Raw genomic sequence first — 26388 nt, 5'->3', positions numbered from 1 at the left:
CCGGCACGTCCCTGGCGGTCCCGGTGGTCCCGGTGGAAGGAGTGGGCAGGTGTCGCAGGTCGACCCGCGGCGGCTCATCCCGCGCACCGACGCCGTGCTGGCCCTCCCGGCGTTCGCGGAGGCGGTCGCCCGGCACGGCTCCACCGCCGTCAAGGCGGCGGTGACGGCCGCCCAGCAGCTCGCCCGCGCCGGAGAGATCGCCCCCGACGCGGTCGCCGATGAGGCGCTCGGGCGGCTGCCCGCGCGGTCGACGAGCCTGCGACCGGTCCTCAACGCCACGGGCGTCGTCGTGCACACCAACCTCGGCCGGGCCCCCCTGTCCACAGCAGCCGTCGAGGCCGTCACCGCCGCTGCCGGCTACGTAGACGTCGAGTTCGACCTCACCACCGGTGCCCGCGCCCGACGCGGCCGCGACACCCTCGCCGCGCTCCGGGAGGCCGTTCCCGCCGCCGGCGACGCCCTCGTCGTCAACAACGGGGCCGCTGCGCTCGTGCTCGCCACGACCGCCCTGTCCGCCGGCCGCGAGGTCGTGGTCAGCCGCGGTGAGCTCGTCGAGATCGGCGACGGCTTCCGCCTGCCCGACCTCATCGCGTCGACGGGGGCCCGGTTGCGCGAGGTGGGCACGACCAACCGCACCAGCCTCGCCGACTACGCCGACGCCGTCGGTCCGGACACCGGCTGCATCCTCAAGGTGCACCCGAGCAACTTCCGCATCGAGGGGTTCACGTCGTCGGTCGGGGTGCGTGAGCTGGCCTCGCTGGGCGTGCCGGTCGTCATGGACATCGGCAGCGGCCTCCTGCGCCCCGACCCGCTCCTGCCCGACGAGCCCGATGCCACCTCGGCGCTCGAGGACGGTGCGGCGGTCGTCACGGCCAGCGGCGACAAGCTGCTCGGCGGCCCACAGGCGGGGCTCGTCCTCGGCGAGGCCCAGGTCGTCGAGCGCCTGCGCCGGCACCCGCTGGCCCGTGCGCTGCGCGTCGACAAGCTGACCCTGGCGGCGCTCGAGGCCACGCTGCGCGGACCAGTCCCGCCCGTGACCACCACCCTGCACGCCGACCCCGCGGCCCTGCGCGCCCGCACCGAACACCTCGCCGCCGTCCTCGACCGGCAGGTCGTCGAGGTGGCCGGGGCGGTCGGCGGGGGAGCAGCCCCCGGTATGCCGCTGCCGGGCGTAGCCGTCGAGCTGCCCCCCGGCTGCGCCGAGCCCCTCCGGCTCGGGGAGCCGCCGGTCGTGGCCCGCGTCGAGCGCGGACGCTGCCTCGTCGACCTCCGGTGCATCCCCGCCGAGGCGGACGGCGCGCTCGAGGGTGCCCTGCGGTCCGTGCTGGCCCTCGTCCCCGCGGCCGAGGACTGAGCCGTGCACGTGCTCGCAACGGCCGGCCACGTCGACCACGGCAAGTCCGCCCTGGTCCGCGCCCTGACCGGCATCGAGCCGGACCGGTGGGAGGAGGAGCACCGCCGCGGCCTGACCATCGACCTCGGGTATGCGTGGACGACCCTCCCCTCGGGCGCGGAGGTCGCGTTCGTCGACGTCCCCGGCCACCAGCGCTTCATCGGCAACATGCTCGCCGGGCTGGGGCCGGCGCCGGCCGTGCTCTTCGTCGTCGCGGCGGACGAGGGCTGGCGCCAGCAGTCGGAGGAGCACCTGGCTGCCGTGCGCGCCCTCGGCCTGCGCCACGGCGTGCTGGCAGTCACGCGCAGCGACCTCGCCGACCCGAGCCAGACCCTCGAAGATGCCCGGCAACGCCTCGCAGGCGCCGGACTGGAGTGCGAGGCCGTTGCCGTCTCGGCCCGCACCGGTCAGGGGATGGGCGAGATGAAGGACGCGCTCGGCCGTCTCGTCGCCCGCCTGCCCTCGCCCGACACACAGGCCCGGGCCCGCCTCTGGGTCGACCGCAGCTTCACCATCCGCGGCAGCGGCACGGTGGTGACCGGCACCCTCGGGCAGGGTCGGATCACGGTCGGCGACCACCTGGTCCTCTCCCGCGGCGGGGACCGGGACGTCGAGGTCACCGTGCGCGGGCTGCAGTCGCTCGAGCAGCCGCGCGACACGGTCGAGGCCGTTGCCCGGGTGGCCGTCAACCTCCGGGGCCTCGGCGCCGAGGAGGTGCGCCGCGGCGACGTGCTGCTCGCGGCCGGACGCTGGCACATGACCTCCGTGGTCGACGTCGCCCTCGACCCGCCGGCGGCGCGCGAGGCGCCGACCCACGTCATGGCGCACGTCGGCACGCTGGCCCTCGAGACGCGGCTGCGGCCACTGTCGGAGCAGCTGGCCCGGCTGACCTTCCCCCGCGCTCTACCGCTCCAGGCCGGAGACCGCGTCATCCTGCGCGACCCCGGCGCCCAGACCGTGCTGGCCGGGGCCCGGGTCCTCGACGCCGACCCGCCCGAGCTGACCCGCCGGGGGGCAGCGAGCCGGCGCGCGACCGAGCTGGCGCCGCTGGCCGAGGGTGACGGCATACCCGACCTCGCGCACGAGGTGCACCGCCGCGGAGTGCTCGCCGTCGCCGACGCGGTCGCGCTCGGCCACTCCGTCGGGAGCGGGACCGACGGCCCCGACCCCGCACCCGGCGTGCTGCGCCGGGGGCAGTGGCTCGTCGACGAGCAGACGTGGGAGGCCTGGTCCCGGGCACTCCGGGCGGCCCTGGAGGAGCACGCGACGGCGCACCCCCTGCAGCCCACGCTGAGCCTCGAGGCAGCGCGCGCGGCAGCCGGCCTCCCCGACCGGGCGCTCCTCGCCGACCTGGCAGGGGCTGCGGGGCTGGAGGTCGTCGCCGGACGCGTGGGCCTGCCCGGGGTGCGCGCCGCCCTCGAACCGAGCGTCGAGGCCGCGCTGGCGCAGATCGAGCAACGGCTCCAGGAGCGGCCGTTCACGGCCCCCGAGCAGAACGAGCTCGACGCCGCCGGGCTGGGGCCCCGGCAGCTCGCGGCCGCGGCTGGCGCAGGGCGCATCCTGAGGCTCACGCCCGACGTCGTGCTCCTGCCCACCGCGCCGGCGCGGGCCATGCGCGTGCTGGCCGGGCTGCCCCAGCCGTTCACGACGAGCGAGGCTCGGCAGGCGCTCGAGTCGACGCGCCGCACCGTCATCCCGCTGCTCGAGCACCTCGACGCTCGCGGCTGGACCCAGCGCCTCGACGGCTCGCACCGCGAAGTGCGCCGCTGAGACGGGCCCCACCCCGGCCGCGCCGACCGAGCAGCGGCTCGAAGTGCGCCAGGGCGCGGTTTCGGCCCTGGTTCGGGCCCGCTGACGCACCAAAGTGCGCCACGGCGCAGTTCTGACCCTGGTTCGGGCCTGCTGTCGCACCAAAGTGCGCCACGGCGCAGTTCTGGCCCTGGTTCGGGCCTGCTGTCGCACCAAAGTGCGCCAGGGCGCGGTTTGGTTTCGACCTTGGTTCGCGCCCCGCTGACGCACCAAAGTGCGCCACGGCGCGGTTTCGGCCCGGATTCGGGCCGGCTGTCGCACCAAAGTGCGCCTCGGCGCGGTTCCGAGCCCTGCCCGGTGCCGCAGCGGTCCTGTCGGTGCGGGATGGCAGGCTGGGGCGATGGCCAAGGGCAAACCCGCCGACGTGCTCGAGCGGTTCTCACCGGCGACCGCCGAGTGGTTCCGCAACAGCTTCCACGCGCCCACGTCCGCGCAGGCCGGCGCCTGGGACGCGATCAGCTCAGGCCACCACTGCGTCGTCGTGGCCCCCACGGGGTCCGGCAAGACCCTGTCGGCGTTCCTGTGGGCCGTCGACCGGATGGCGAGCGAGCCGGTGCCCGAGAATCGGCTCGAGCGCTGCCGCGTCCTCTACGTCTCGCCGATGAAGGCGCTCGCCGTCGACGTCGAGCGCAACCTGCGCGCCCCGCTCGTCGGCATCGGCCACGCCGCGGCGCGGCTCGAGCTGCCGCCCCCCGACATCAGCGTCAGCGTCCGGTCCGGTGACACCCCCGCCAACGAGCGCCGCGCCTTCGCCCGCACCCCCACCGACATCCTCATCACGACGCCCGAGTCGCTCTTCCTCATGCTCACCTCCTCGGTGCGCGAGGCGCTCAAGGGCGTCGAGACCGTCATCATCGACGAGGTCCACGCCGTCGCCGGCACCAAGCGCGGCGCCCACCTCGCCCTCAGCCTCGAGCGGCTCGACGCCCTGCTGCCCCAGCCGGCGCAGCGGGTCGGCCTCTCGGCGACCGTGCGCCCCGTCGAGGAGGTCGCCCGCTACCTCGCCGGTGGCCGCCCGGTCGAGATCGTGCAGCCCGAGTCGACAAAGCAGTGGGAGCTCGACGTCGTCGTGCCGGTCCCCGACATGGGCGAGCTGGGCAGCGCCCCCGCGGAGATCTCACCCGGCGTGCCCGACCTCTCCGGGCCGGCGGCGGGCAACGCTCCGCAGGCGAGCATCTGGCCGCACGTCGAGGAGCGCATCGTCGACCTCATCGCCGACCACCGCTCGACCCTCGTCTTCGCCAACTCGCGCCGGCTCGCCGAGCGGCTGACCTCGCGCCTCAACGAGATCTGGGAGGAGCGCCTGGCCGAGCAGGAGGGGCTGCCGGTGCCCAGCCTGGCCGCCCTCTCGTCGCAGCCGCCGGCCCAGGTGATGGCCCAGGCCGGTGCCGCCCGCGGCGCCCCGGCCGTGCTCGCGCGCGCCCACCACGGCTCGGTGAGCAAGGAGCACCGCGCCGCCATCGAGGAGGACCTCAAGGCCGGGCGCCTGCCCGCCGTCGTCGCGACGAGCAGTCTCGAGCTCGGCATCGACATGGGCGCCGTCGACCTCGTGATCCAGGTCGAGAGCCCGCCGTCGGTGGCCAGCGGCCTGCAGCGCGTGGGCCGGGCCGGCCACCAGGTCGGCGCGGTCAGCCAGGGCGTGCTCTTCCCGAAGTTCCGCGGCGACCTCGTGCAGACGGCCGTCGTCGTCGAGCGCATGCGCGCCGGCGCCATCGAGTCGCTGCGCGTCCCGGCCAACCCCGTCGACGTGCTCGCGCAGCAGATCGTCGCGATGTGTGCCATGGACGACTGGACCGTCGCCGACGTCGAGGCCCTCGTTCACCGCGCCGCCAGCTTCGCCTCCCTGCCGCGCTCGGTGCTCGAGGCCACGCTCGACATGCTGGCCGGCCGCTACCCGTCCGACGAGTTCGCCGAGCTGCGCCCGCGCATCGTCTGGGACCGCGTCACCGACACGCTCTCGGGCCGCCGCGGCGCCCAGCGCCTCGCCGTCACGAGCGGCGGCACCATCCCCGACCGGGGGTTGTATGCCGTGTTCCTCGCCTCCGGTGAGGGGCCCGGTCGCCGGGTGGGTGAGCTCGACGAGGAGATGGTCTACGAGTCGCGCGTCGGCGACGTCTTCACCCTCGGCACGTCCACCTGGCGCATCGAGGACATCACGCACGACCGCGTCCTCGTCACCCCCGCACCGGGGCAGGCCGGCAAGCTGCCCTTCTGGAAGGGCGACCAGCAGGGCCGCCCGGCCGAGCTCGGCCGCGCCCTCGGCGGGTTCGTCCGCGAGATCGTCGGGCTCACGCCGGAGAGGGCGCGCGAGCGTGTGACGGCAGCCGGGCTCGACGAGTGGGCCGCCGACAACCTCATCGCCTACCTGACCGAGCAGAAGGAGGCGACGCGACACGTCCCCGACGACCGGACGATCGTCGTCGAGCGCTTCCGTGACGAGATCGGCGACTGGCGCGTCGCGGTGCTCTCGCCCTTCGGTGGGCAGGTGCACGCCCCGTGGGCGCTCTCCGTCGCGGCACGCATGCGCGAGCGCTTCGGCATCGACGTGCAGGCCATGCACGGTGACGACGGCATCGTCTTCAGGCTGCCCGACCTCGAGTTCGAGGACGGCGCCGCCATCGGCCAGCAGCTCGTCGAGCTCATCACCCTCGAGCCCGAGGACGTCAGCGAGCTCGTCACCCAGGAGATCGGCGGATCGGCCCTCTTCGCAGCGCGGTTCCGCGAGTGCGCCGCCCGCGCGCTGCTGCTCCCACGGCGCCGGCCCGACCGGCGCCAGCCGCTCTGGCAGCAGCGGCAGCGCGCGGCCCAGCTGCTCGAGGTGGCCAGCCAGTACCCCAGCTTCCCGATCGTGCTGGAGGCCGTGCGCGAGTGCGTCCAGGATGTCTTCGACGTGCCGGGGCTCGTCGAGCTGATGGGCGACATCCGCTCGCGCGCGGTCAAGGTCGTCGAGGTCGAGTCGCACCAGCCGAGCCCCTTCGCCAAGTCGCTCGTCTTCGGCTACGTCGCCCAGTACCTCTACGAGGGCGACTCGCCGCTGGCGGAGCGACGCGCTGCCGCGCTGGCCCTCGACCCATCGCTGCTCTCGGAGCTGCTCGGGCAGGGTGAGGCGCTCGCCCTGCGCGACCTGCTCGACCCCGAGGCGGTGGCCCGCACCGAGGCGGAGCTGCAGCGGCTCACCCCCGAGCGCGGAGCGCGCGACGCCGAGGACGTCGCCGACCTGCTGCGCGTGCTCGGACCCCTGTCCGTGCGCGACGTCGTGGCTCGTGCGGCCGAGGGCTTCACCCCGGCGGCCGTGGAGGCGGCCCTGACCGAGCTCGAGGCGGCGCGCCGCGTCATCGCCGTGCGGGTCGGGGGAGACGACCGGTGGGCCGCCATCGAGGACGCCGCCCGCCTGCGCGACGCCCTCGGCACCTCCCTGCCGGTGGGCGTGCCCCAGGCCTTCCTCGAGCCCGTGCCCGACCCGCTCGCCGACCTCGTGGCCCGCTTCGCGCGGACGCACGGGCCGTTCGCGGTCCAGACGGTTGCCGCGTGGTGGGGCGTCGGGCCGGCGGTCGTTCACGACGCGCTGCGCCGGCTGGTCTCCGCGGGCCGCGTCGTCGAGGGCGAGCTGCTGCCCACCGAGAACGGCGGCGGCCACGGCCCCGAGTTCTGCGACGCCGAGGTGCTGCGCCTGCTGCGCCGCCGCTCGCTCGCCGCCCTGCGCCACGAGGTCGAGCCGGTCGACCAGGCCGACCTCGCCCGGTTCCTGCCGCAGTGGCAGGGCGTCGGCGGCGGCCTGCGCGGACGCGAGGGGCTGCTCCGCGCCGTCGAGCAGCTCACCGGCGCGGTCCTGCCCGCGAGTGCCCTCGAGTCGCTCGTCCTGCCGGCGCGCGTCGCCGACTACCGGCCGGCGCTGCTCGACGAGGTGATGAGCGCCGGTGAGGTCGTGTGGCGTGGGCACGGATCGCTCCCGGGCGACGACGGGTGGGTCAGCCTGCACCTCGCCGACGCCGCCCACCTGACCCTGACCCCGCCGGAGGCCGTCGAGCTCACCGACGCCGAGCGCGCGGTGCTCGACGCACTCGAGGGTGGCGGCGCGTACTTCTTCCGCGCCCTCGCGACGCGCGTGGGCCTCGGCGACACGGAGGTCAACGACGCGCTCTGGTCGCTGCTGTGGTCGGGCCGCGTCACCAACGACACCATCGCGCCGCTGCGCGCCCTGCTGGCGGGCGGGCGGACCGCGCACAAGCGCACCTCCTCGGGGCCCCGCTCGAGCAGGTATGCCGGCCGCCGCGGTTCGCTGGGCCGGTTCGGCTCCCTGCGGGGTCCGCTCGCAGGCAGCAGCCCGGTCCAGGTCGAGGCCGCCGAGGACACGGCCACCTCCAAGGCTCTGGCAGCCGGGCGCGCGGTCGGGTCCGGCCCGTCCACCGGCGTCGGTCGCTGGACCGCGCTGCCGCCCGCCGAGACCGACCCCACGGTGCGGGCCGTCACGAACGCCGAGCTGCTCCTCGATCGCTACGGCGTGCTGACCCGCGGCTCGGTCGCCACCGAGGACGTGCCCGGCGGGTTCGCCGCCGTCTACCGCGTCCTCGCCGCAGCCGAGGAGGCCGGCAAGGTGCGCCGCGGCTACTTCGTCGAGGGGCTCGGCGCCTCGCAGTTCGCGTCCACGGGCGCCGTCGACCGGCTCCGCTCGATGTCGCGGCTCCCCGGCGCGGGCGCCGACGACCCGCCCTCGGGCGGGCGGCGGGTTGATGCTGCGCAGGACGACGAGTGGCTCACTCCCTCACCCGCCCCCGGCGCGGGGAGGCACGCGGGCCAGGGCAGGGGCCGTGAGCGCAACGGTCCACCCGCGCTGGTGCTCGCCGCGAGCGATCCCGCCAACCCCTACGGCGCGGCCATCCCCTGGCCCGAACGTGGCCTGACCGACCCCGCCGGCGAGGCGGCGGCCGGCGACAATGAGCCCGCCGACGGCAGCGCCGACGCCAAGGCATCCCGGCGCAAGGGCCACCAGCCCGCACGCAAGGCGGGAGCTCTCGTCGTGCTCGTCGACGGCGAGCTCGTGCTCTACGTCGAGCGCGGCGGCAAGACGATGCTGTGCTGGTCGGATGAGCCCGAGCACCTGCAGGCCGCCGCAGACGCCCTGGCACTGGCGGTCCGCGAGGGTGCGCTCGGCAGGCTCACCGTCGAGAAGGCCGACGGTGCCTCGGTGCTCGGCTCCGACCACCCGCTCGTGCAGGCGCTCTCGAACGCCGGCTTCCACATGACCCCGCGCGGCCTCCGGCTGCGCCGCTGAGTCTCGGTCGCGATCCGACGGACCGGCCGGTCCTGCCTCGGGCAACCCTGTTCTCGCAATCCGATCCTTAATTCCTACAGTCGAAGTAGGTTAAGCGTGTTGCTCACCGACGACGCAGGGGGATGCCGTGCAGGTTTCACACCCGACCCGGCCCACTGTGGCGGTCCTGGGCGCCGGAGCGTCGGGAACCCTCGCGGCGATCCACCTGCTGCGCACGGCCGGCCGCCGGGCGACTCCCGTCGACCTCGTGCTGCTCGACCCGGCCGATCGGTGGGGGCGCGGCGTGGCCTTCGGAACGGCGGATGAAGCTCATCTGCTCAACGTCACGGCTGCGGGCATGAGCGCGATCCCCGAGGACCCCGGGCACTTCGTGGACTGGCTCGCGCGACAGGACCCGGACGGCAGGAGCGAGCAGGGCGCTTTCGTGCCGCGCCGGCAGTTCGCCCTCTATCTCGACGACACGCTCGCCGACGCCGTGGCCTCGACGTACGGACTCGTGTCGCTGCGGCACCGCCGGGTGCGCGGCGTGTCGGTGCGTCGCACGGTCCCCGGGGTCGAGATCGGCCTGGCCGACGGGTCGCAGATGCGGGCCGACGCCGTCGTCGTGGCCACCGGGCTGCCTGCCGTCGGACATGGCTGGGCCCCTCCGGCCCTGCGTGACTCGCCGTTCTTCGTGCCCGACCCGTGGCTGCCCGGCGCGCTCGACGTCGTCCGACGTGACCGCACCGGCCCGCCCGACGTCCTCGTCGTCGGCACGGGTCTGACGATGGTCGACGTCGTCCGCTCGATCACGGCCGACGACTGCCGCGCTGACCGCCTGGTGCACGCCGTCAGCCGGCACGCTCGGCTGCCGGAGCCGCACACCGAGGACCAGAAGCTGGCCGCGATCCCCGATATCGCGGAATGGGGGCAAACCCTGGCTGAGCTCCGGGCGGACGTGGACCGGCACGTGTCGGGCGTCGTGGAGTCGACGGGGGACTGGCGGCCGGCCGTCGACGGCCTGCGGCACCAGGTGGCCGCATTGTGGGGTCGCCTCAGCGAGGCCGACCGAGTCCGGTTCCTCGCGGAGGACGCCGGGGCGTGGAACGTCGCGCGCCACCGGATGCCACCCGCGAGTGCCCGGGTCATCGCCCGGCTCCGGTCCTCCGGTCGCCTGCAGGTGACCGGAGGAGAGGTGGCCGCTGCGGAGCCCCTCCCCGCCGGTGGGCTCTCGGTCACCCTGTCGGACGGCACCCAGCGTGAGGTCGGCTGGGTCGTCAACTGCACCGGCCCCCAGTCGGACGTGCGGGCGCTCGGCGACTCGTTGGTCGATGACCTGCTGCGGACCCGAGGCGGTGTGGCCGCCGCCACACCGGCCACAGCAGGGATGGGATTTCGCACGGCCGCCGGTCGGCTCGTGGACTCGGCGGGCACGACCGAGGCGCCGATCTGGACGCTCGGCGCGCTGCGCCGTGGTGAGCTGTGGGAGTCGACGGCCGTCCCGGAGATCCGTGCGCAAGCCCGTGCGATCGGGACCGCCGTGCTCGATGCGGTCGCGCCACAGCCTCGGCGCCTGGCTGATGGTCGTCTCGTCAGCGGGCACCACCCTGTCGCCCGACCCCGTGACCCGCTCGGGCTGCCGCTGTCGACGACGGCCGAAGCCGCCGCGGCCTAGAACTCCGGCCTCGAGCGGCTCATGCGGCTCCAGTCCGGCGGCGACGACCTGATCCGCCACGCTGCCGAGCTCGATCCCGGGTTCGCCCTGGCTCATGCGACGAGAGCCCTGCTCGGTCACGAGGGCGGTGGGGATGCCGACGTCACGGCATCGCTCCGGGCCGCGCAGGAGGCCGTGCGGCTGCGCGGCGACGCGCGAGAGACCAGCCTCGTCGACGTCGTGGCTCGTCGGGTCCTGGACGTCAACGGCTCAGGGAGTCGTGCCCTCATGGCGCACATCGCCCTCCATCCGCGCGACGTGCTGGCCGTGTCCGCAGCCGTCCCGACGATCGCCTTCTCCGGGGTGACCGACGTGCAGCAGGAGGCGTGGGACCTCGTCGAGGGACTGGCACCGGCCTATGGCGACCACTGGTGGTACATCTCGCTGCTCGCCTTCACCCGGCAGGACCAGGGCAGATTCGACGAGGCGGGCCTGCTCGCCGAGAGCGCGCTGTCGTGTGAGCCGTCGTCAGGTCATGCCGTCCACGCGCTGTCACACGTCATGTACGAGACCGGCCAGCACGAGGACGGGCTCGTCTGGCTCGACCACTGGGTGCGCGAGAGCGGCCGGTCCGCGAGCCACCGCGCGCACTTCTCGTGGCACGCCGCTCTGCACGAGCTCGTGCTGGGCGACACGGAAGCCGTTCGAGCGCGCTACTACTCCCAGCTTGCGCCGCCGACGGTGTCGGGCGTGCGCGCCCTCGTCGACTCCGCGTCGCTGTTGTGGCGGTGGCGGGTCACGACGGCCGACTGGGACCGGGCTGCTGGTCGACGGTGCACCGCTCCTCCGGCGTTCCCGGGTGAGGGTGCCGCGCCGCCGGTCCAGCCGGTGCTCGCAGCGGTCGACCCGGAGCTGCTGATGACCCCCGAGACCCCTTTCGTGGCACTGCACTCGGCGCTCGCGCTGGCCGGGGCCGGGGACTCCCCAGCCCTGCGCTCGCTTCGCGCGCACTGCGCCCTGGCGGCCAACCCCGCCCTGCGCACGGTCGTCGTCGCCGTCTGCGACGCGCTGGACGCTGCCCTCGAGGGCCGGTGGGCGGTGGCGGCGGACCTGCTGATGGAGGTCCTGCCCCGGCTGGTGCGGGTCGGCGGGTCGGCGGCGCAGCGGGAGGTCATCGAGGACTCGCTCCTCTTCTTCCTCGTCAACGACGGCCAGCTCCCAGCTGCCATCGCCGTGCTCGAGGCACGTCTGGACCGTCGACCGTCACCCCTCGACCGTCGGCGTCTCGTCGCGGCTCGTGCCTCGTCACCCGCGCCAGCAGCTCCTCTCACAGCTGGGCAATGACCCCTGGTGCCCCCCGGCCGGACGTGACGGACCTCCAGCCGCCAGCTCACCGGCGGGCTTTCGTCAGAGCAGCGAGGTGGCTTTCGCACACGGCGGACAGCCTCCGCGATCACGAAGTGAGCGACAGAGTGGTCACTCGCCCGAGCCTGGTCAGGGCGGGTGCATAGGCTGGAGGTCCGCGTCACTGCACAGGTGAACGACGAGTGATGGGGAGGTCGCGTGCCCGAGGGAGACACCGTGTGGCGCACCGCCAGCCGCCTCAACGAGGCGCTCGCCGGCCGCGAGATCGTCGAGTCCGACCTGCGCTGGCCCGAGATCGCGACGGCCGACCTCACCGGCCGCACCACCCTCGAGGTGGTCAGCCGCGGCAAGCACGTGCTGCACCGGGTGGAGGGCGGCCTGACCCTGCACTCGCACCTGCGCATGGAGGGGCAGTGGCGCATCGAGGCCACGCCCGGGCTGGCGGCCCGATGGCGTCGCAGCCCGCAGCTGAGGGCGCTGGTCGCAGCCGCGGACTGGACCGCGCTCGGGCTGCGGCTCGGCATGCTCGAGCTCGTCCCGACGGCCCGCGAGCACGAGGTCGTCGGCCACCTCGGACCCGACGTGCTCGGACTCGACTGGGACCTGGAGCTCGCCGTCGACAACGTCTGCGCCAGCCGGGAGCCGATCGGGCAGGCCTTGCTCGACCAGCGCAACCTCGCAGGGGTCGGCACCATGTGGTGCGCCGAGACCCTCTTCCTCGAGCGCGTGCCGCCGTGGACCCGAGCCGACGAGCTGGCTCGCGAGACGGTCGAGCGGGTCGTGGCGCGGGCCAACCGACTCATCGACAACGGCCGCCGCCACGTCGTCCAGTCGAGCACCGGCAGCTACCGTTCCGACGAGTCGAAGTACGTCCACGCCCGCAGCGGCCGCCCGTGCCGGCGCTGCGGCACGACGGTGCGGGTCGCCATGATCGGCGAGCCCACGAAGGAACGCACGATGTTCTACTGCCCCGGCTGCCAGGGAGGGCTCGGGCCCACCGACGACGGGCGCCCCCAGGTGCCGCTCGGTTCCGTCCGCGGCGCTGCCCGCTCGCGCCGCTCGTACTGACCGCTCGTCGCGCGGGGTCCGACCGCCTCTTGCGAACCCCTGCGCCCGTCGGCGCGCCGTCCTACCGTGGGTTGCGTCCGGTCCGCCTCGGACCTCGCCAACAGAGGAGCACGCCCATGGGCACCCGACTCAACCCGTACATCGCCTTCAAGGACACCGCCCGACCGGCGATGGAGTTCTACCGTTCCGTCTTCGGCGGCGAGCTCAACGTGTCGACGTTCCGCGAGTACGGCGACACCGGCCCGAACGCCGACAACGTCATGCACGCCCAGCTCGAGACCCCGAGCGGGTTCACCCTCATGGCGTCCGACACCCCGGAGGGCATGCCCTACGAGCCGGGAAGCAGCATCTCGATCAGCCTGAGTGGCGACGACGGGGACGAGCTGCGCGACTACTGGAAGAAGCTCTCCGACGGCGGGACGGTCACCATGCCGCTCGAGAAGCAGATGTGGGGCGACGAGTTCGGGATGCTGACCGACCGCTTCGGCATCAGCTGGCTCGTCAACATCGCCGGTGACCACTCCGGCGACGCCGCCTCCGGCTGACGCGGCCTCTACCTGACACCGCCGGCCGGCCTCGCGTCAGGTCGACGTCGGCCCGAAGTGCGCCGCGAGCCGGCGGGCAAGCTCGTCGGCGTCGATGAGGCTCGAGTGGGTGCCGGCCGTGCCGCAGGCCCACGCGCCCGCGACGGCGCCCGCTCGAGCGGCGGCGCGGGCGTCGCTGCCCCTGAGCCAGGAGCGCAGGAAGGCAGAGACGTATGCGTCGCCGGCGCCGTTCGAGTCCACCGCCGGACGCCCCTCGATGTCGACCGCCGGCACGGCGAACGAGCCGCCGTCGCGGACCGTGACGCGGCTGCCCCGCGCGCCGTCCATGACGACGACGATCCGCGCGCGGCCCTGGTCGAGCACGTCGGCGACGACGTCGTCCTCGATGCCGTCGAGTCGTGAGCCGGACACGAAGACGAGGTCGGCGGCATACGCGAAGGGCCGGTGGTGCGGGCTGTGCCCGTCCCAGTCGTGCAGGTCGGTGGAGGTGGTGACGCCTGCTGCCGCGGCGTCCTCCAGCGCGTGAACGGTCCACGGCATGATCGAGGCGTGGACGTGCCGCGCCCCGACCAGCGGCACGCGCCAGAGGGAGGCCTCGGGCAGCAGGTCGTAGGGGTGGCGTGCGTCGTAGAACGACATCCGCCGACCGGTCGCGTCGACGAGGTTGACGGCTCGCCGGGTGCCGCTCGGGTGGGTGGTGTGCTCGAAGCGCAGCCCTTCGGCGGCGAAGCGGTCCAGGAGCATCCGGCCCTCGTGGTCGTCGCCGATCACGTCGACGAAGCAGGTGCGCATCCCCAGGCGGTGGCAGCCGAGCGCGACGCCGCTGCCGGTGTGCCCGACCACCGTGTGGATGGGCGGCACGCCGTGGGAGTCGGCGAACGGGACCGGCAGGGTGTCCACGCGCACGATGGTGTCGACGCCGGCGCCGCCGACGACGAGGACGTCAGGGGTCTCGGTTGTCACGGGCTCGATCACGGGCTCATTGTGCACAGGCGGCAGGGGGTGGGTGCCTCAGGGCGTCGTCACGCTGAGCAGGCCGAGGCACATCTCGTCGGTGGTGCCCTCGCCCCACACGACGTAGCGCTCGGGCAGGCCCTGCAGGTCGGGCAGCTTGTCCCGCCACGACTGGTCGTGCGTGCACGTGATCCGGATCGAGTCGCCGGGCCTGATCACCGTGGCCGGGACCGGAACGGATCCCTGGTTGTCGAAGTCCCACACCTTGATGTCGAGGAGGGTCCGGGCCCTGGCGGTGCCGGGGTCGAGGTCGATGCGCAGGGAGGAGCCGAGCAGGTGCATGTGGCCGGCTGCCGCGCGGATCGTGGCCTCCTGGTCGACCCGACGGGTGCACGACTGGGTGGGGCCGGGAGTCGGGATCAGCGTGCCGTCGCAGGCCAGCAGCAGGCCGTTGACGATGGGCGTGGACATCGGTCCGAAGCGCTTGGTCACGTCGGCCACGGCGGTGGCTCGGTCGCACAGGGGCCCGGACCTGCCCGGGCGGCAGGGCAGCTCGACCGGTGCGGGGTAGAGCATCGTCTGGAGCGGCTTGAGCCGGGTCGAGGACGAGAGGCGCAGCTGCACCTTGGTGCGGTCCGGCGTGGACCCGTGCCGCAGGTTGTAGTGCACCTGCATGATCAGCAGCGACCCCCGCCGGAGGGGGATCCCGACGTCCGCCGGGAGGACGTTCGCGCGGCCGCCCGGAGCCCACGCGCCGACCCACGGTGCGTCGTCGAGACCACCGCCGCCCGACCCCAGCCCGGTGCCCCCGAAGCAGGTCCAGCCGTTGCCGCCGCTCTCGGCGTTGCGTGCGCGGGCGGCGGCAGCGGCCGACGGCGGCACGCGGAAGAGGATGACGTGGTGCACCTCCTGCGGCTGCCCGGGGACGATGTCGAAGCCCGTGACGAAGGCGTCCCGCGAGATCTTCGGGTCGAGCACGAAGCACCGGTAGTCGTCCGTGCCGACGGTCGGAGCCCTAGGAGTGTAGTCGACCGGCGACGCGACCGAGCGCAGGCTCTCGCCCGCGCGCAGGGGAGCAGGCGCGGCAGGAGTCACCGGCCGGGGCCGTCCGGCGGTCGCGTCGGGCTGGGTGGTCTTGGAGGTGACCGTATGCTCGGCCGACGCGCCGGACGTCGTCCTCGGAGCGGCCGGCCCGGGCGCGCCGCAGCCGGCGACCAGCACGACGAGCACGCCGAGCACGACGAGCACGGCCAACGCCGCCGCGCCACCGGGGCCTGCGTGTCGCCCCCGGCGCGGACCGTGCGCGTCGGCCATCCCTCCACCGGTGTGGCGACCCATCCCGTGACTCATCCGACCCACCCCGTCAGTGTAGGAACGCGTGCCCGCAGCGCGGGCCGTGTGGGCGAAGGCTCAGACCCCTTCTGGTGCCCGGCTCACCGGGATGCGGCGGGTGTCCGGTGCGCTGGTGCGCTCGGCGTTGGCCTCGGAGTCGGCCAGCTCCTTCTGCGACTCGCGCTCTGCCTCCACCCGGGCGACGTAGCCGGTGACCTCCGCCTCGAGCTGCTCGGCGTCCCAGCCGAGCACCGGCGCGACGATGTCGGCGACCGCGCTGGCGCTGTCCGCGCCACGGCTCGGCGTCTCGATCGAGATGCGCGTGCGGCGGGCCAGCACGTCGTCGAGGTGCAGCGCGCCCTCGTGCGTGACGGCATACAACGCCTCGACCTTGAGGTACTCCTCCGCGCCGGGCAGCGGCTCGTAGAGGGAGCGGTCCTGCTCGGCGAGCGCGAAGAGCTCGTGGACGAGCGAGCCGTAGCGCTCGAGCAGGTGGGTGATGCGCCAGACCGGGAGGCCCTGGTGGCGCGCGAGCCGGTCGATCTGGTTGACGAGCGCGACGTAGCCCTCGGCCCCCGACAGCGGGATGAACTCGGTGACGCTGTCGGAGACGTCGCCGCCGATGTCCTCGCGTGCCGCGTCGACCGCGTCGGCCGCCATGACGCGGTAGGTCGTGTACTTGCCGCCGGCGATCGAGATCAGGCCTGGCTGCGGGCGGGCCACGGCGTGCTCGCGCGAGAGCTGGCTGGTGTCCTCGCTCTCGCCGGAGAGCAGGGGGCGCAGACCGGCGTAGACGCCCTGGATGTCGTGGTGCGTCAGCGGCACCTTCAGCACGGAGTTGATGTGCTCGAGGATGTAGTCGATGTCGGCGCGGGTGGCGGCCGGGTGCGCGAGGTCGAGCGCCCAGTCGGTGTCGGTGGTGCCGACGATCCAGTGGGTGCCCCACGGGATGACGAACAGCACGGACTTCTCGGTGCGCAGGATCAGGCCGGTCTCGGAGTTGATCCGGTCGCGCGGGACGACGATGTGCACTCCCTTGCTCGCGCGCACGTGGAAGCGCCCGCGGCCTCCGGCCATCGTCTGGATGTCGTCGGTCCACACGCCGGTGCAGTTGATGACGACCGAGGCGTGCACCTCGACGCGCTCACCCGTCTCGACGTCCTCGACGAGCGCGCCGACGATCCGCTCGCCCGCACGGAGCAGGTCGACGACGCGGGCCGAGGACAGCACGCTGGCGCCGTATGCCGCCGCGGTGCGGACCGTCGTCAGCGTGTGCCGGGCGTCGTCTGCCTGGGCGTCGTAGTAGAGCAGGCCGCCGGTGAGCGACTCGCGCCTGAGGGCCGGGGCGAGCTTGAGCGCGCCGGTGCGGGTCAGCTGCTTGTGCCGGGGCACCGACCGGGCGCCGCCCATCGTGTCGTAGAGCGTCAGCCCGGCGCTGACGTAGGGGCGCTCCCAGCCGCGGTTGGTCAGCGGGTAGAGGAACGAGACGGGCTTGACCAGGTGCGGCGCGATGCGGCTCAGCATCAGCTCGCGCTCCTTGAGCGCCTCGCGCACGAGGTCGAAGTTCATCTGCTCGAGGTAGCGCAGGCCGCCGTGGAAGAGCTTCGAGGACCGAGAGGAGGTGCCGGAGGCAAAGTCGCGCTGCTCGACGAGCGCCGTCGAGAGGCCACGCGTGGCCGCGTCGAGGGCGACGCCCGCGCCCGTCACGCCACCACCGACGACGAGCACGTCGAAGTGCTTGGTGGCGAGGCGCTTCCACGCCCGCGCCCGGTACTCCGCATCCAGCCGCACTGGACTCGTCATGGGGGTCCCTTCACGTCGCTGCAGAGAGGGCCACTCTATCGATCCGCGGCACGCACCCCGACGGTACGGTCTGGTCATGCCGACGGAGCAGCGCAGCCATGTCGTGGCGATCGACCAGGGCACGACGAGCACGCGAGCGATGGTCTTCGACCGGCAGGGCCGGGTCGTCGCCGTCGACCAGCAGGAGCACCGGCAGATCTTCCCCCGCGCCGGCTGGGTCGAGCACGACCCGATGGAGATCTGGGAGAACACCCGCCTCGTCGTCGGGGGCGCCCTCGGCAAGGCGAACCTCAACGCCACGCACATCGCCGCGGTGGGCATCACCAACCAGCGCGAGACCACGGTCGTGTGGGACCGCGCCACGGGTCGGCCGGTCCACAACGCGATCGTCTGGCAGGACACCCGCACCCAGGCGATCTGCGACGAGCTCGCCCGCGACGGCGGCGTCGACCGGTTCAAGGACGTGACGGGACTGCCGCTGGCGACGTACTTCGCCGGGCCCAAGGCCCGATGGGTCCTCGACCACGTCGACGGCGCCCGCGAGCGCGCCGAGGCGGGCGAGCTGCTCTTCGGCACGATGGACACCTGGCTGCTGTGGAACCTCACCGGCGGCGCGTCCGACGATGGCGTCCACGTCACCGACGTCACCAACGCCTCGCGCACGCTGCTGATGGACCTGCGCACCCTGCAGTGGGACGCCGCAGCGGCGGAGGCGATCGGCGTGCCGCTCTCCATGCTCCCCGAGATCCGCTCGTCGTCGGAGGTCTACGGCCGGTGCAAGCCGGGCATCCTCATCGACGTCCCGGTCGCGGGCATCCTCGGCGACCAGCAGGCAGCCACCTTCGGCCAGGCCTGCCTCGACGTCGGCACCGCGAAGAACACCTACGGCACCGGCAACTTCATGCTGCTCAACACCGGCGAGGACATCGTGGCCTCGCAGAACGGCCTGCTGACCACCGTCTGCTACCAGCTCGGTGACGCCAAGCCGGTCTACGCCCTCGAGGGCTCCATCGCCGTCACCGGCTCGCTCGTGCAGTGGCTGCGCGACAACCTCGGCCTCATCAAGGACGCCGCCGAGGTCGAGACGCTGGCAGCGACAGTCGACGACAACGGCGGCGCCTACTTCGTCCCGGCCTTCTCGGGGCTGTTCGCGCCCCACTGGCGTCCCGACGCGCGCGGTGCCCTGGTCGGGCTGACGCGCTTCGTCAACAAGGGGCACATCGCCCGAGCAGCCTTGGAGGCCACGGCTTTCCAGACCCGCGAGGTGCTCGAGGCGATGAACGCCGACTCGGGCGTGCCGCTCACGGAGCTGCGGGTCGACGGCGGCATGGTCGTCAACGAGACGCTGATGCAGTTCCAGGCCGACCTGCTCGGCGTCGACGTCGTGCGTCCCGTCGTCGCCGAGACGACCGCGCTCGGGGCCGCGTATGCCGCCGGGCTGGCCGTCGGCTACTGGGCGAGCACCGACGACATCCGGGAGAACTGGGGCGAGGACCGGCGCTGGAGCCCGCAGATGGACGAGGCCGAGCGTGAGCGCCTCTTCCGCACGTGGAAGAAGGCCGTGCAGCGCACCCTCGACTGGGTCGACGACGACACGCCCTGAGTCGCACCCCGAGCTGCACAGGGGGCGCTGCTGGAACCAGTCCGACCGGCGCCTCAGCCGAGCGCGGCGACGGCCGCGTCGTAGTCCGGCTCCTGGCCGATGGCCGGGACGAGCTCGGTGTGCAGCACCGTGCCGTCGGTGTCGATGACGACCACCGCGCGGGCCATGAGGCGCGCGAAGCCGCCGTTCTCCATGCGCACGCCGTAGTCGAAGCCGAAGCTCGAGCGGAATGTGGAGGCGACGACGACGCCGTCGATCCCCTCGGCGCCGCAGAACCGGCGGAGCGCGAACGGCAGGTCGGCCGAGACGCAGACGACCGTCGCGTTGTCGAGGCCCGCCGCGATCTGGTTGAAGCGACGCACGCTCGTCGCGCACACCCCGGTGTCGACGCTCGGGAAGATGTTGAGGACCACCCGCTTGCCCGCGGGGAGGGTGACGTCGTCGCGCAGGTCGGCGCCGGTCAGCGTGTATGCCGGAGCGGGGGAGCCCACGGCCGGCAGCTCGCCGACGGTGTGCACGAGGGTGTCTCCGAGAGAGGTGGTGGCCATGGCTGATTTCTACACCGTCCCGCGAGCGGGCCCGCGAGCCCCCGTAGGTTGGAGCGCATGAGTGAGTCGCCGGAGCCCGGGGGCGGCAGGCGCCTGGTCATCAACCTCGTCGGTGTCGTCGGCCTCGTCTTCGGGGTCCTGCCGATCGTGCGCTACCTGCTCGAGCTCCCCGTCCTCGAGCTGACCACCGCCCCGTACGACTGGCTGCGGCTCGAGGGTGCTGCCCGCTTCCTCCCGCCCGTTCTGGTCCTCGTCGTGTGCATCGTCGTGGCCTACCTCCTCGAGCAGCGCCTCGACCGCGACTGACCTGCCCGGCCCGCGCCCGTCGAGGGCGCCCGCCGGCGCGCAACCCTCGACGGGCAGGACGCTTCCGTCGGGCCCCCGTGATGTGATGTGGGCATGTCGGTCCGGGCGCCCCTCCTCGCCGCGCTGCTGCTCGGCTCGAGCCTGGCGACGGCCCCGGCTCCCGCCGCGTGGGCCGCTGCTCCCGTCGCCGACCCCGTCTCCCCGCAGCCCACCACGGTCCCGGTGGGCGCCGAGCCCGACGGCACGCCCGTGCGCCTCGACGTTTCGGTGTGGCCGCAGCCGAGCGGGAGGCACCCGGTCGTGCTGCTCGCCCATGGCTTCGGCGGCAGCAAGGACTCGGTGACGAGCCAGGCGAACGACCTGCACGACCGCGGCTACGTCGTCATCGCGTGGAGCGCCCGCGGGCACGGCGCGTCCGGCGGCCGCATCCACCTCGACGACCCCGCCTACGAGATCGCCGACGCGAGAGCCCTGCTCGACCTCGCGGCCAAGCGCAACGACGTCGAGCTCGACGGGCCCGGCGACCCGCGGGCCGGGGTCATGGGCGCCTCCTACGGCGGGGCGCTCGGGCTCATGCTCGCCGGCGCCGACCACCGCGTCGACGGCGTCGTCTCGGCGATCACGTGGAACGACCTCGTCGACGCGTTCTTCCCGCAGGCGGCGGTCAGGCGTGCACCGACCACGGCCGCCGGGCGTGCGCCCATCGACGCCCCCGGACCCTTCAAGCAGGTCTGGGCGACCAACTTCTTCCTGTCGGCACTGCGCGGCGCGCAGGCCGCCGGCGTGGGAGCCGGCCAGTGCGGCCGCTTCGACCCGACGATCTGCCGCCTCTTCCTCCAGGCCTCCGAGACGGGCGCCCCATCGCCCCAGCTCACCGCCCTGCTGCGCGCGCACAGCCCCAAGCCGACGATGAACCGGGTCACCGCCCCCACGCTCCTCGTGCAGGGCATCGGCGACTCGCTCTTCGGCCTCGACCAGGCCGACGCCACCGCGTCGGCACTCGCCGCGACCAGGACGCCGTATGCCGTCCGGTGGAGCGACGGCGGCCACGACGCCCCGAGCACCCACGAGGACGAGGAGCTCGAGGCCTCCTACACGTGGCTCGACCACTACGTGCGCGACAGGGCGCCGCGGGACTCCGCGCTTCCCACCGCGGCCTTCACGTATCCCACCCCGCCCGCCCGACAGGGGCAGCCGACGACGCTGCACACGCTGCCGGCATACCCCGGGCTCTCCGGCTCGACGCTGACCACGCGTTCGCTGCCCCTGGCCACCCACGGCGGTGCGCTCGTGCACCCGCCCGGTGGGCAGCCGGCCTCTCTCGTCGCAGTGCCGGGGCTCGCCTCGCTCGGGGTCAGCCTCTCGACGTACCAGATCGCCGCGCTGCCCGGGCAGTCCACGGCGCTCGACACCACGCCCATCGACCGGTCGACGACCGTCGTGGGGTCGCCGACGCTGCGCCTGACCGTCACCTCCGACGCGCGCGACGTCACGCTGTTCGCGTCGGTGTGGCGCGTCACCGGCGGCTCGACGACGTTGACCAACCCGCTCGTGGCGCCGATCCGGGTCCCCGTGACCCCGGGCAGGCCCACCCCGGTGACCCTCTCGCTGCCCGCGGCGACCTACGAGCTGCCGGCGGGCACCCGGTGGCGCGTGCTGCTCACGAGCACCGAGTCGACCTACGCCAACTCGCGCGTGCCGAGCACCATCCGCGTCTCCGACGCCTCCGGGCTGGTCCTCCCGGTCGCGGTCGGCGCCGCGGCCAGCGGAGCGGTCGCGAGCGGCGTCGACACCGAGACGCTGCTCGCCTCGTCCGCCCTCGTGCTGCTGCTCGTCGCCGCCCTCGTCGGCTGGCTGGTGCGGCGGCGGCGCCGCCTGCAGCTGCCCGCGCGTCCCGAGCTTGCCGACGTGCCACTCGTCGTCGAGGGGCTCGTCAAGACGTATGCCGACGGCCACCGCGCCGTCGACGACGTCTCCTGGCGGGCCGAGAAGGGCCAGGTCGTCGGGCTGCTCGGCCCCAACGGGGCCGGCAAGACGACGACGATGCGGATGGTCATGGGCCTGATCTCCTCCGACTCCGGCACCGTTCACGTGCTGGGCGAGCAGGTCACGGCCGGCTCAGCGGTGCTCGGCCGGGTCGGTGCGCTCATCGAGGGCCCCGGCTTCCTCCCGCACCTGACCGGCCGGCAGAACCTCGAGGCGTACTGGGCCGCCACCGGTCGGGCGCCGGAGGACGCCCACCTCGACGAGGCCCTCGACGTCGCCGCGCTCGGCGGGGCCGTCGACCGCCCGGTCAAGTCCTACAGCCAGGGGATGCGCCAGCGCCTCGGCATCGCGCAGGCGATGCTCGGGCTGCCCGAGCTGCTCATCCTCGACGAGCCGACCAACGGTCTCGACCCGCCGCAGATCGCCGCGATGCGCCCGATCCTGCGGCGCTACGCCGAGAGCGGCCGCACCGTGGTGGTGTCGAGCCACCTGCTGGCGGAGGTGGAGATGACCTGCACGCACGTCGTCGTCATGCACGCCGGGCGCGTGGTCACCTCGGGCCCGGTCGCCGAGCTCGTCGACAGCGACGACACGACGATCCTCGACCTGCCCGAGCACGTCGACCACGACGTCGTGCGCGCCGGCGTCCACGCGCTCGCGGCGGTCGACGGCATCCGCGACGTGCGCACCGACACCCCGACGCGCCTCGTCGTCGTGGCGGACCGCGCCCGGGCAGAGGTCGTGGCCGCGGCGGTCGCTGCGGGGTTGCCGGTCGTCGGTGTCAGCAGCCGCCGCCACCTCGAGGAGGTCTTCCTCGGCGTCATCTCGTCGGCCAGCGCGCAAGGGCCGGCGGGGACCGCAGGCGGGGACGGCGAGCCCCGGGACGAGGGTGAGTCGCTCGTCGAGCGACTGAGGCAGGTGAGGGCCCGATGAGCGAGACCCGCAAGGACGAGATGGTCAGGGACGCGCACGAGCCGGCCGCCGGTGAGGCGCTCCTCGACGTCATGGCACCCGCGGCGCGGGTCGGCGAGATCCGCCACGTGCACGACCCGCTGTCGTGGCGGTCCGAGCTGCGGCGCCAGTGGGGCCGACGACGCACCCTCTGGGCCTTCGGGCTGCTCCTCGCGCTGCCGCTCGTCCTCGTCGGCTCCTTCGCCTTCGGGCAACGATCGAGCAACAGCCGTGGCAGCGCATCGAGCCGCATCTTCGACCTCGCCCAGAGCGGCGCGGCCAACTTCAGCCTCGTGCTCGTCTTCCTGGCCTCCGAGCTGCTCCTCGTGCTCCTCGCCGCGCTCTTCTGCGGTGACGCCGTTCCCGCCGAGGCGTCGTGGTCGTCCCTGCGCTACCTGCTCATCGCGCCGGTCCAGCGGGCCAGGCTGCTCACCAGCAAGCTCGTGATCGGCGTCGCCTCCACGCTGCTGGCCACCGTGCTCCTGCCGGCGTGGGCGCTCGTCGTCGGCGGCATCGCCTACGGCTGGGACCCGCTGACCAACCCGCTCGGCGAGAACCTCTCGTGGGGCCAGTTCCTGCCGCGGCTGGCGCTCGCCATGGCCTACATCTTCGTCACGCTGCTGCCCGTCGCCTCCATCGCCTTCTGGATCGGCACGCGCTCGGACGCCCCGCTCGCGGCCGTGGGAGGCGCGGTGCTGGTCAACATCCTCTTCAGCATCCTCGACCAGCTCGACGCGCTCGACCCCTACCGAAACGCCTTCCCCGGCCACTACTCGCGCTCGTGGCAGGACGCCCTGGCCGTCTCGCCGGACTGGACCGACATGCTGCACGGCACGCTGTGGTCCCTCGTCTGGGCAGCGGCCTTCACGATGCTCGCCTACCGGCGGTTCCGGCGCTCCGACATCCTCAGCTGAGCGGGGTGTCCGCCAGGGATTCCGCGAGGTCGCCGGGAGTGTCGTAGATCGCGATGGCGCCGGCGCGCTCGAGCTCGTCGTCGCCGAAGCCCCCCGAACGCACCACGATCGTCGGCATTCCGGCCTTCTTGGCCGCCTCGACGTCCCACACCGAGTCGCCGACCATGACGCTCGCCGCGTCCGGCGGCGCACCGAGCTTCTCCAGCGCCACGTGCAGCAGGTCCGGTGCCGGCTTGGAGGCCTCGACGTCCGAGCTGGTGGTCCAGCCGTCGACGATGTCGCGGGCGCCCAGCAGGTCGAGGAAGAAGTCGACGTGGCGCTGCTGACCGGAGCTGGCCAGCACCAGGCGGTGGCCGCGCTCCTTGATGGCCACCAGCAGGTCCCGGGCGCCGGGCAGGGGAGCCATCTCCTCGAGCATGGCGTCCACCTGCCTGCCCTGCTCCTCCCGCGCCCGGTCGCCCACCCGGCGCTCGAGCTCGTCGCCTCCGACCGCCTTGACGAGCTGGTCCCCGCCCATGCCGATGAGCCGGTGCAGCCGCCACACCGGGTGCGTCACCCCGACCGAGCGCAGCGCGCGGTACCACGCGAGCGCGTGCTGGTAGTTGGAGTCGACGAGGGTCCCGTCGATGTCCAGGACGGCGATGGGGGGCTCGGTCATGCCCACGAGGTACCCGTCGTCCGCGACGACCAAACTCCGCCTCAGCCCGTCAGCCCGTCAGGGAGCAGCGGCCGGTCCAGGCGTTCGTGACCCTCGTCGGCCAGGCGGCCCGGCCTCGACGATGCGGCGGACCTCGGCGAGGTCGAGGTCGAAGGGACCGATCCTCGTCAGCACCCACGACGCGCCGCGGTCCAGCCATGGCGCCGGGTCCTGCTCGGGCCGCAGGTCCACCACCAGGTCGAAGCCCGGCGCGGCCCGGTGCTCCGTGAGGGCGGCGCCCACCACATCGAGGTCCTCGGGCCGGTCGAGGTCGATGACGAAGAAGCCGTCGTAACGCGCGGCCCGGCGCAGCGGCGCCCGGTTGCCCAACCGCCCCGCCAGCCAGATCGGCACGGCAGGAGCAGGACGGAACCGGGTGTCGTGCACGGAGTAGTGGGCGCCGTCGTGCTCGACCCGTTCGCCGGACAGCAGTGCGGTGAGCACGTCCAGGCCCTCCTCGAGCATCCGGGCGCGCGCCCGCGGGTCCGGCTCGTCGCCGAAGCCGCTGAACTCCCCGACCCAGTCGTCGCCCAGCCCGAGTCCCAGCACGAACCGGCCACCGGAGAGCACGGCCAGGCTCGCAGCCTGCCGCGCCAGCACCTGCGGACGCCGCCGTGCGAGCGGGGTCACCATCGGGCCGAGCAGCAGCCGCTCGGTCCGCATCGCCACGGCTGCGCAGCACGTCCACACGTCGGCGATCGCGGACACCCTCTCGCCGTACTGCAGGTGGTCCCAGAGGAAGAAGCCGTCCCAGCCGGCAGCCTCCGCCGCTGCAGCCAGGTCGCCGACCACCCGGGGGTCGGCGAGGGAGTCGAACGGGGCGACGAAGAGGCCGCGGCGCGTGGTCATGGGACAGATCATGCCCACCGCGCAGCACGCTGGGTCCGGCAGGATGGGTGCCAGGAGCAGGTGCCCAGGGGCCCAGGTGCTTGGTGAGGGGCCTGTCGAAATCGCCCGTCGCCGTTCGTGGAGTACGTGACTGCGGTCCACCAGGGCCGCCCGAGCAGAAGGAGCAGCCGTGCCCGAGTACCTCGTCTACTTCAACCAGCAGTGGGTCGGCGACCACAGCGAGGAGTGGTTCCGCGGGCGGGTGGAGCCCTCGATGGCGGTGATCCAGGAGCTGAAGGAGGCCGGCGCGTACGTCTTCGCCGGAGGGCTGGAGGAGGACGCACCGGTCTACAGCGCCCAGCCGGACGGAGGGACCCCGGTCGTCACCGACGGGCCCTACGTCGAGACCAAGGAGTTCCTCGGCGGGTTCACCGTCATCGACGTGCCTGACGACGAGACCGCCAAGCTGTGGGCTGGCAGGATCGCGGAGGGCTGCGGCTGGCCGCAGGAGCTCCGCCGCTTCGGGCCGCAGCCGCGCATCGGGTGACTGGCCGGATCGACCCCTGCTGAGCACGACCCCCGCGGGCGGCAGCGACGGCAGCCGCGGACGACGCCGGCCACAGGGCGACCGGCGCCGTCCGGGACACCTCAGACGAGCTCGGGCACGTCGAGGTGTGCGAGGGCGAGCTCGAACTCGGCGACCTCGACGACGCGCATGCCGGTCTCCTGCACGAGGTCCGCGCGCAGACCCATGGCCGTGTCGGCCGCCTTGGTCATCGCCTCGGTCGAGTCGTAGGTGGCGGTGACGCAGCTGCGCCCTGCTGCGCGGTCGACGAAGAGACTCGCGCTGCAGAAGCCCTCGAGCTTCTCGACCCGGGGCATGATGCTCGCCCTGAAGACGTCGACGACTCGGTCGACGGCTGCCGGATCCCCCTCGGTCCACGTCACCCTGGCGCAGGCACCGGCTGCCGCGTGGTGGTTGCGGTGCAGGTAGGCGACCTCCCACTCGTCCACCGAGACCTCGCCGCCGAACTCCTCGGCCGCTCGGGCGCGGATGGGACCGACGACCTCTGCGGACGCGCGCAGGGCCTGCTCGGACTCCCACGCCGTGGTGACGATGCACCGACCGCTGGAGCGGTCGGCCAGCAACGAGATGCCGGCACAGCCGGGTAGTTCTCTGACCTGCGGCATCACCACGTCCCTGACGTGCTTGATGCCCGCGTCGATCATCGTGGGCTGGCCATGGATAGTCGTGGATCGTGCGTACACGGCCCACCTCCTCCGTGTCCGGGCGGCACCTTGTGCGCCGTCGCCTCTTCCAGACTCCTCCGGGGCCACGAGCAGGGGCAACGGCCAAAGCGGTCAGGCGTCCAGTCGCACC

General features: G+C 73.7%; 19 protein-coding genes. 12 read left to right on the top strand and 7 right to left on the bottom strand.

All coding sequences use genetic code 11. The features are described 5' to 3' along the window. The first annotated feature begins 49 nt into the window (after nt 1–49). The 7 genes from selA to LQK93_RS07350 all read left to right on the top strand — a co-directional run bounded on the left by selA (nt 50) and on the right by LQK93_RS07350 (nt 13085). Nucleotides 50–1354 carry an L-seryl-tRNA(Sec) selenium transferase gene (gene selA, locus LQK93_RS07380; RefSeq protein WP_374970895.1) on the top strand — a complete coding sequence of 435 codons (1305 nt, stop codon included), beginning with the start codon at nt 50–52 and terminating at the stop codon, nt 1352–1354. A 3-nt stretch (nt 1355–1357) separates the two neighbouring features. Continuing rightward, a complete protein-coding gene (gene selB, locus LQK93_RS07375; protein ID WP_374970894.1) occupies nt 1358–3163 on the top strand; it encodes a selenocysteine-specific translation elongation factor in 1806 nt (601 codons plus the stop codon). Between the two features lie 379 nt (nt 3164–3542). Continuing rightward, nucleotides 3543–8474, top strand: coding sequence for an ATP-dependent helicase (locus LQK93_RS07370; protein WP_374970893.1), 4932 nt, complete (start codon nt 3543–3545; stop codon nt 8472–8474). 127 nt (nt 8475–8601) lie between these two features. Beyond that, entirely contained in the window at nt 8602–10128 is a 1527-nt protein-coding gene (locus LQK93_RS07365; RefSeq protein WP_374970892.1) for an FAD/NAD(P)-binding protein, read from the top strand. 21 nt (nt 10129–10149) lie between these two features. After that, nucleotides 10150–11451, top strand: a complete 1302-nt coding sequence (locus LQK93_RS07360; protein WP_374970891.1) for a hypothetical protein — start codon at nt 10150–10152, stop codon at nt 11449–11451. A 219-nt stretch (nt 11452–11670) separates the two neighbouring features. Continuing rightward, nucleotides 11671–12540, top strand: a complete 870-nt coding sequence (locus LQK93_RS07355; protein ID WP_374970890.1) for a DNA-formamidopyrimidine glycosylase family protein — start codon at nt 11671–11673, stop codon at nt 12538–12540. A gap of 116 nt (nt 12541–12656) precedes the next feature. Next, complete coding sequence (locus tag LQK93_RS07350; protein WP_374970889.1) at nt 12657–13085, top strand: VOC family protein; 429 nt, start codon at nt 12657–12659, stop codon at nt 13083–13085. Between the two features lie 36 nt (nt 13086–13121). Here the strand turns inward: LQK93_RS07350 and LQK93_RS07345 are convergent, their stop codons facing one another. The 3 genes from LQK93_RS07345 to LQK93_RS07335 all read right to left on the bottom strand — a co-directional run bounded on the left by LQK93_RS07345 (nt 13122) and on the right by LQK93_RS07335 (nt 17174). After that, complete coding sequence (locus LQK93_RS07345; protein ID WP_374970888.1) at nt 13122–14060, bottom strand: carbohydrate kinase family protein; 939 nt, start codon at nt 14058–14060, stop codon at nt 13122–13124. 36 nt (nt 14061–14096) lie between these two features. Next, the gene (locus LQK93_RS07340; protein ID WP_374970887.1) at nt 14097–15377 is read right to left on the bottom strand and encodes a hypothetical protein; all 1281 of its coding nucleotides are present in this window, start codon (nt 15375–15377) and stop codon (nt 14097–14099) included. A 72-nt stretch (nt 15378–15449) separates the two neighbouring features. Further along, a complete protein-coding gene (locus LQK93_RS07335) occupies nt 15450–17174 on the bottom strand; it encodes a glycerol-3-phosphate dehydrogenase/oxidase (RefSeq protein ID WP_374970886.1) in 1725 nt (574 codons plus the stop codon). 76 nt (nt 17175–17250) lie between these two features. Between LQK93_RS07335 and glpK the strand changes: the two genes are divergently transcribed. Then, nucleotides 17251–18777 carry a glycerol kinase GlpK gene (gene glpK, locus LQK93_RS07330; protein ID WP_374970885.1) on the top strand — a complete coding sequence of 509 codons (1527 nt, stop codon included), beginning with the start codon at nt 17251–17253 and terminating at the stop codon, nt 18775–18777. 53 nt (nt 18778–18830) lie between these two features. On the opposite strand, the gene tpx is transcribed toward glpK, so the two are convergent. Beyond that, nucleotides 18831–19325 (bottom strand): thiol peroxidase, encoded by a 495-nt coding sequence (tpx, locus tag LQK93_RS07325; protein WP_374970884.1) that lies wholly within the window; start codon nt 19323–19325, stop codon nt 18831–18833. A 57-nt stretch (nt 19326–19382) separates the two neighbouring features. Here tpx and LQK93_RS07320 point away from each other — a divergent pair, with 57 nt between their 5' ends. From LQK93_RS07320 to LQK93_RS07310, 3 genes are all read left to right on the top strand, one after another. Continuing rightward, nucleotides 19383–19631: a hypothetical protein gene (locus tag LQK93_RS07320; protein ID WP_374970883.1), complete on the top strand. Its 249-nt coding sequence runs from the start codon at nt 19383–19385 to the stop codon at nt 19629–19631. A 93-nt stretch (nt 19632–19724) separates the two neighbouring features. Next, a complete protein-coding gene (locus LQK93_RS07315) occupies nt 19725–22550 on the top strand; it encodes an alpha/beta fold hydrolase (protein WP_374970882.1) in 2826 nt (941 codons plus the stop codon). Further along, entirely contained in the window at nt 22547–23482 is a 936-nt protein-coding gene (locus LQK93_RS07310) for an ABC transporter permease subunit (RefSeq protein WP_374970881.1), read from the top strand. Before LQK93_RS07315 ends, LQK93_RS07310 begins: the two co-directional genes overlap by 4 nt. Here the strand turns inward: LQK93_RS07310 and LQK93_RS07305 are convergent. Both LQK93_RS07305 and LQK93_RS07300 read right to left on the bottom strand, forming a co-directional pair. Next, the gene (locus LQK93_RS07305) at nt 23475–24140 is read right to left on the bottom strand and encodes an HAD family hydrolase (protein ID WP_374970880.1); all 666 of its coding nucleotides are present in this window, start codon (nt 24138–24140) and stop codon (nt 23475–23477) included. The genes LQK93_RS07310 and LQK93_RS07305 overlap by 8 nt on opposite strands. Nucleotides 24141–24197: 57 nt before the next feature. Continuing rightward, nucleotides 24198–25028: an LLM class flavin-dependent oxidoreductase gene (locus LQK93_RS07300; protein ID WP_374970879.1), complete on the bottom strand. Its 831-nt coding sequence runs from the start codon at nt 25026–25028 to the stop codon at nt 24198–24200. Nucleotides 25029–25197: 169 nt separating this feature from the next. Between LQK93_RS07300 and LQK93_RS07295 the strand changes: the two genes are divergently transcribed. Continuing rightward, the gene (locus LQK93_RS07295; RefSeq protein WP_374970878.1) at nt 25198–25554 is read left to right on the top strand and encodes a YciI family protein; all 357 of its coding nucleotides are present in this window, start codon (nt 25198–25200) and stop codon (nt 25552–25554) included. A gap of 101 nt (nt 25555–25655) precedes the next feature. Here LQK93_RS07295 and LQK93_RS07290 read toward each other — a convergent pair whose 3' ends face one another. Continuing rightward, nucleotides 25656–26276: an antibiotic biosynthesis monooxygenase gene (locus LQK93_RS07290; protein ID WP_374970877.1), complete on the bottom strand. Its 621-nt coding sequence runs from the start codon at nt 26274–26276 to the stop codon at nt 25656–25658. Between the last annotated feature and the right edge of the window lie 112 nt (nt 26277–26388).

The organism is Terrabacter sp. BE26, assembly GCF_041941675.1.
Taxonomy (GTDB): Bacteria; Actinomycetota; Actinomycetes; order Actinomycetales; family Dermatophilaceae; genus Terrabacter.
The sequence above is the reverse complement of the archived record's forward strand: the minus strand, read 5'-3'. Positions and strand labels throughout refer to the sequence as shown.

What these genes read in the sequence shown, in the direction of transcription:
- tpx (WP_374970884.1), bottom strand. Translation starts at nt 19,325, where the DNA reads ATGGCCACCACCTCTCTCGGAGACACCCTCGTGCACACCGTCGGCGAG.
- LQK93_RS07350 (WP_374970889.1), top strand. Translation starts at nt 12,657, where the DNA reads ATGGGCACCCGACTCAACCCGTACATCGCCTTCAAGGACACCGCCCGA.
- LQK93_RS07340 (WP_374970887.1), bottom strand. Translation starts at nt 15,377, where the DNA reads ATGGGTCGCCACACCGGTGGAGGGATGGCCGACGCGCACGGTCCGCGC.
- LQK93_RS07315 (WP_374970882.1), top strand. Translation starts at nt 19,725, where the DNA reads ATGTCGGTCCGGGCGCCCCTCCTCGCCGCGCTGCTGCTCGGCTCGAGC.
- LQK93_RS07360 (WP_374970891.1), top strand. Translation starts at nt 10,150, where the DNA reads ATGCGGCTCCAGTCCGGCGGCGACGACCTGATCCGCCACGCTGCCGAG.
- LQK93_RS07300 (WP_374970879.1), bottom strand. Translation starts at nt 25,028, where the DNA reads ATGACCACGCGCCGCGGCCTCTTCGTCGCCCCGTTCGACTCCCTCGCC.
- LQK93_RS07370 (WP_374970893.1), top strand. Translation starts at nt 3,543, where the DNA reads ATGGCCAAGGGCAAACCCGCCGACGTGCTCGAGCGGTTCTCACCGGCG.
- LQK93_RS07310 (WP_374970881.1), top strand. Translation starts at nt 22,547, where the DNA reads ATGAGCGAGACCCGCAAGGACGAGATGGTCAGGGACGCGCACGAGCCG.
- LQK93_RS07320 (WP_374970883.1), top strand. Translation starts at nt 19,383, where the DNA reads ATGAGTGAGTCGCCGGAGCCCGGGGGCGGCAGGCGCCTGGTCATCAAC.
- LQK93_RS07335 (WP_374970886.1), bottom strand. Translation starts at nt 17,174, where the DNA reads ATGACGAGTCCAGTGCGGCTGGATGCGGAGTACCGGGCGCGGGCGTGG.
- LQK93_RS07305 (WP_374970880.1), bottom strand. Translation starts at nt 24,140, where the DNA reads ATGACCGAGCCCCCCATCGCCGTCCTGGACATCGACGGGACCCTCGTC.
- glpK (WP_374970885.1), top strand. Translation starts at nt 17,251, where the DNA reads ATGCCGACGGAGCAGCGCAGCCATGTCGTGGCGATCGACCAGGGCACG.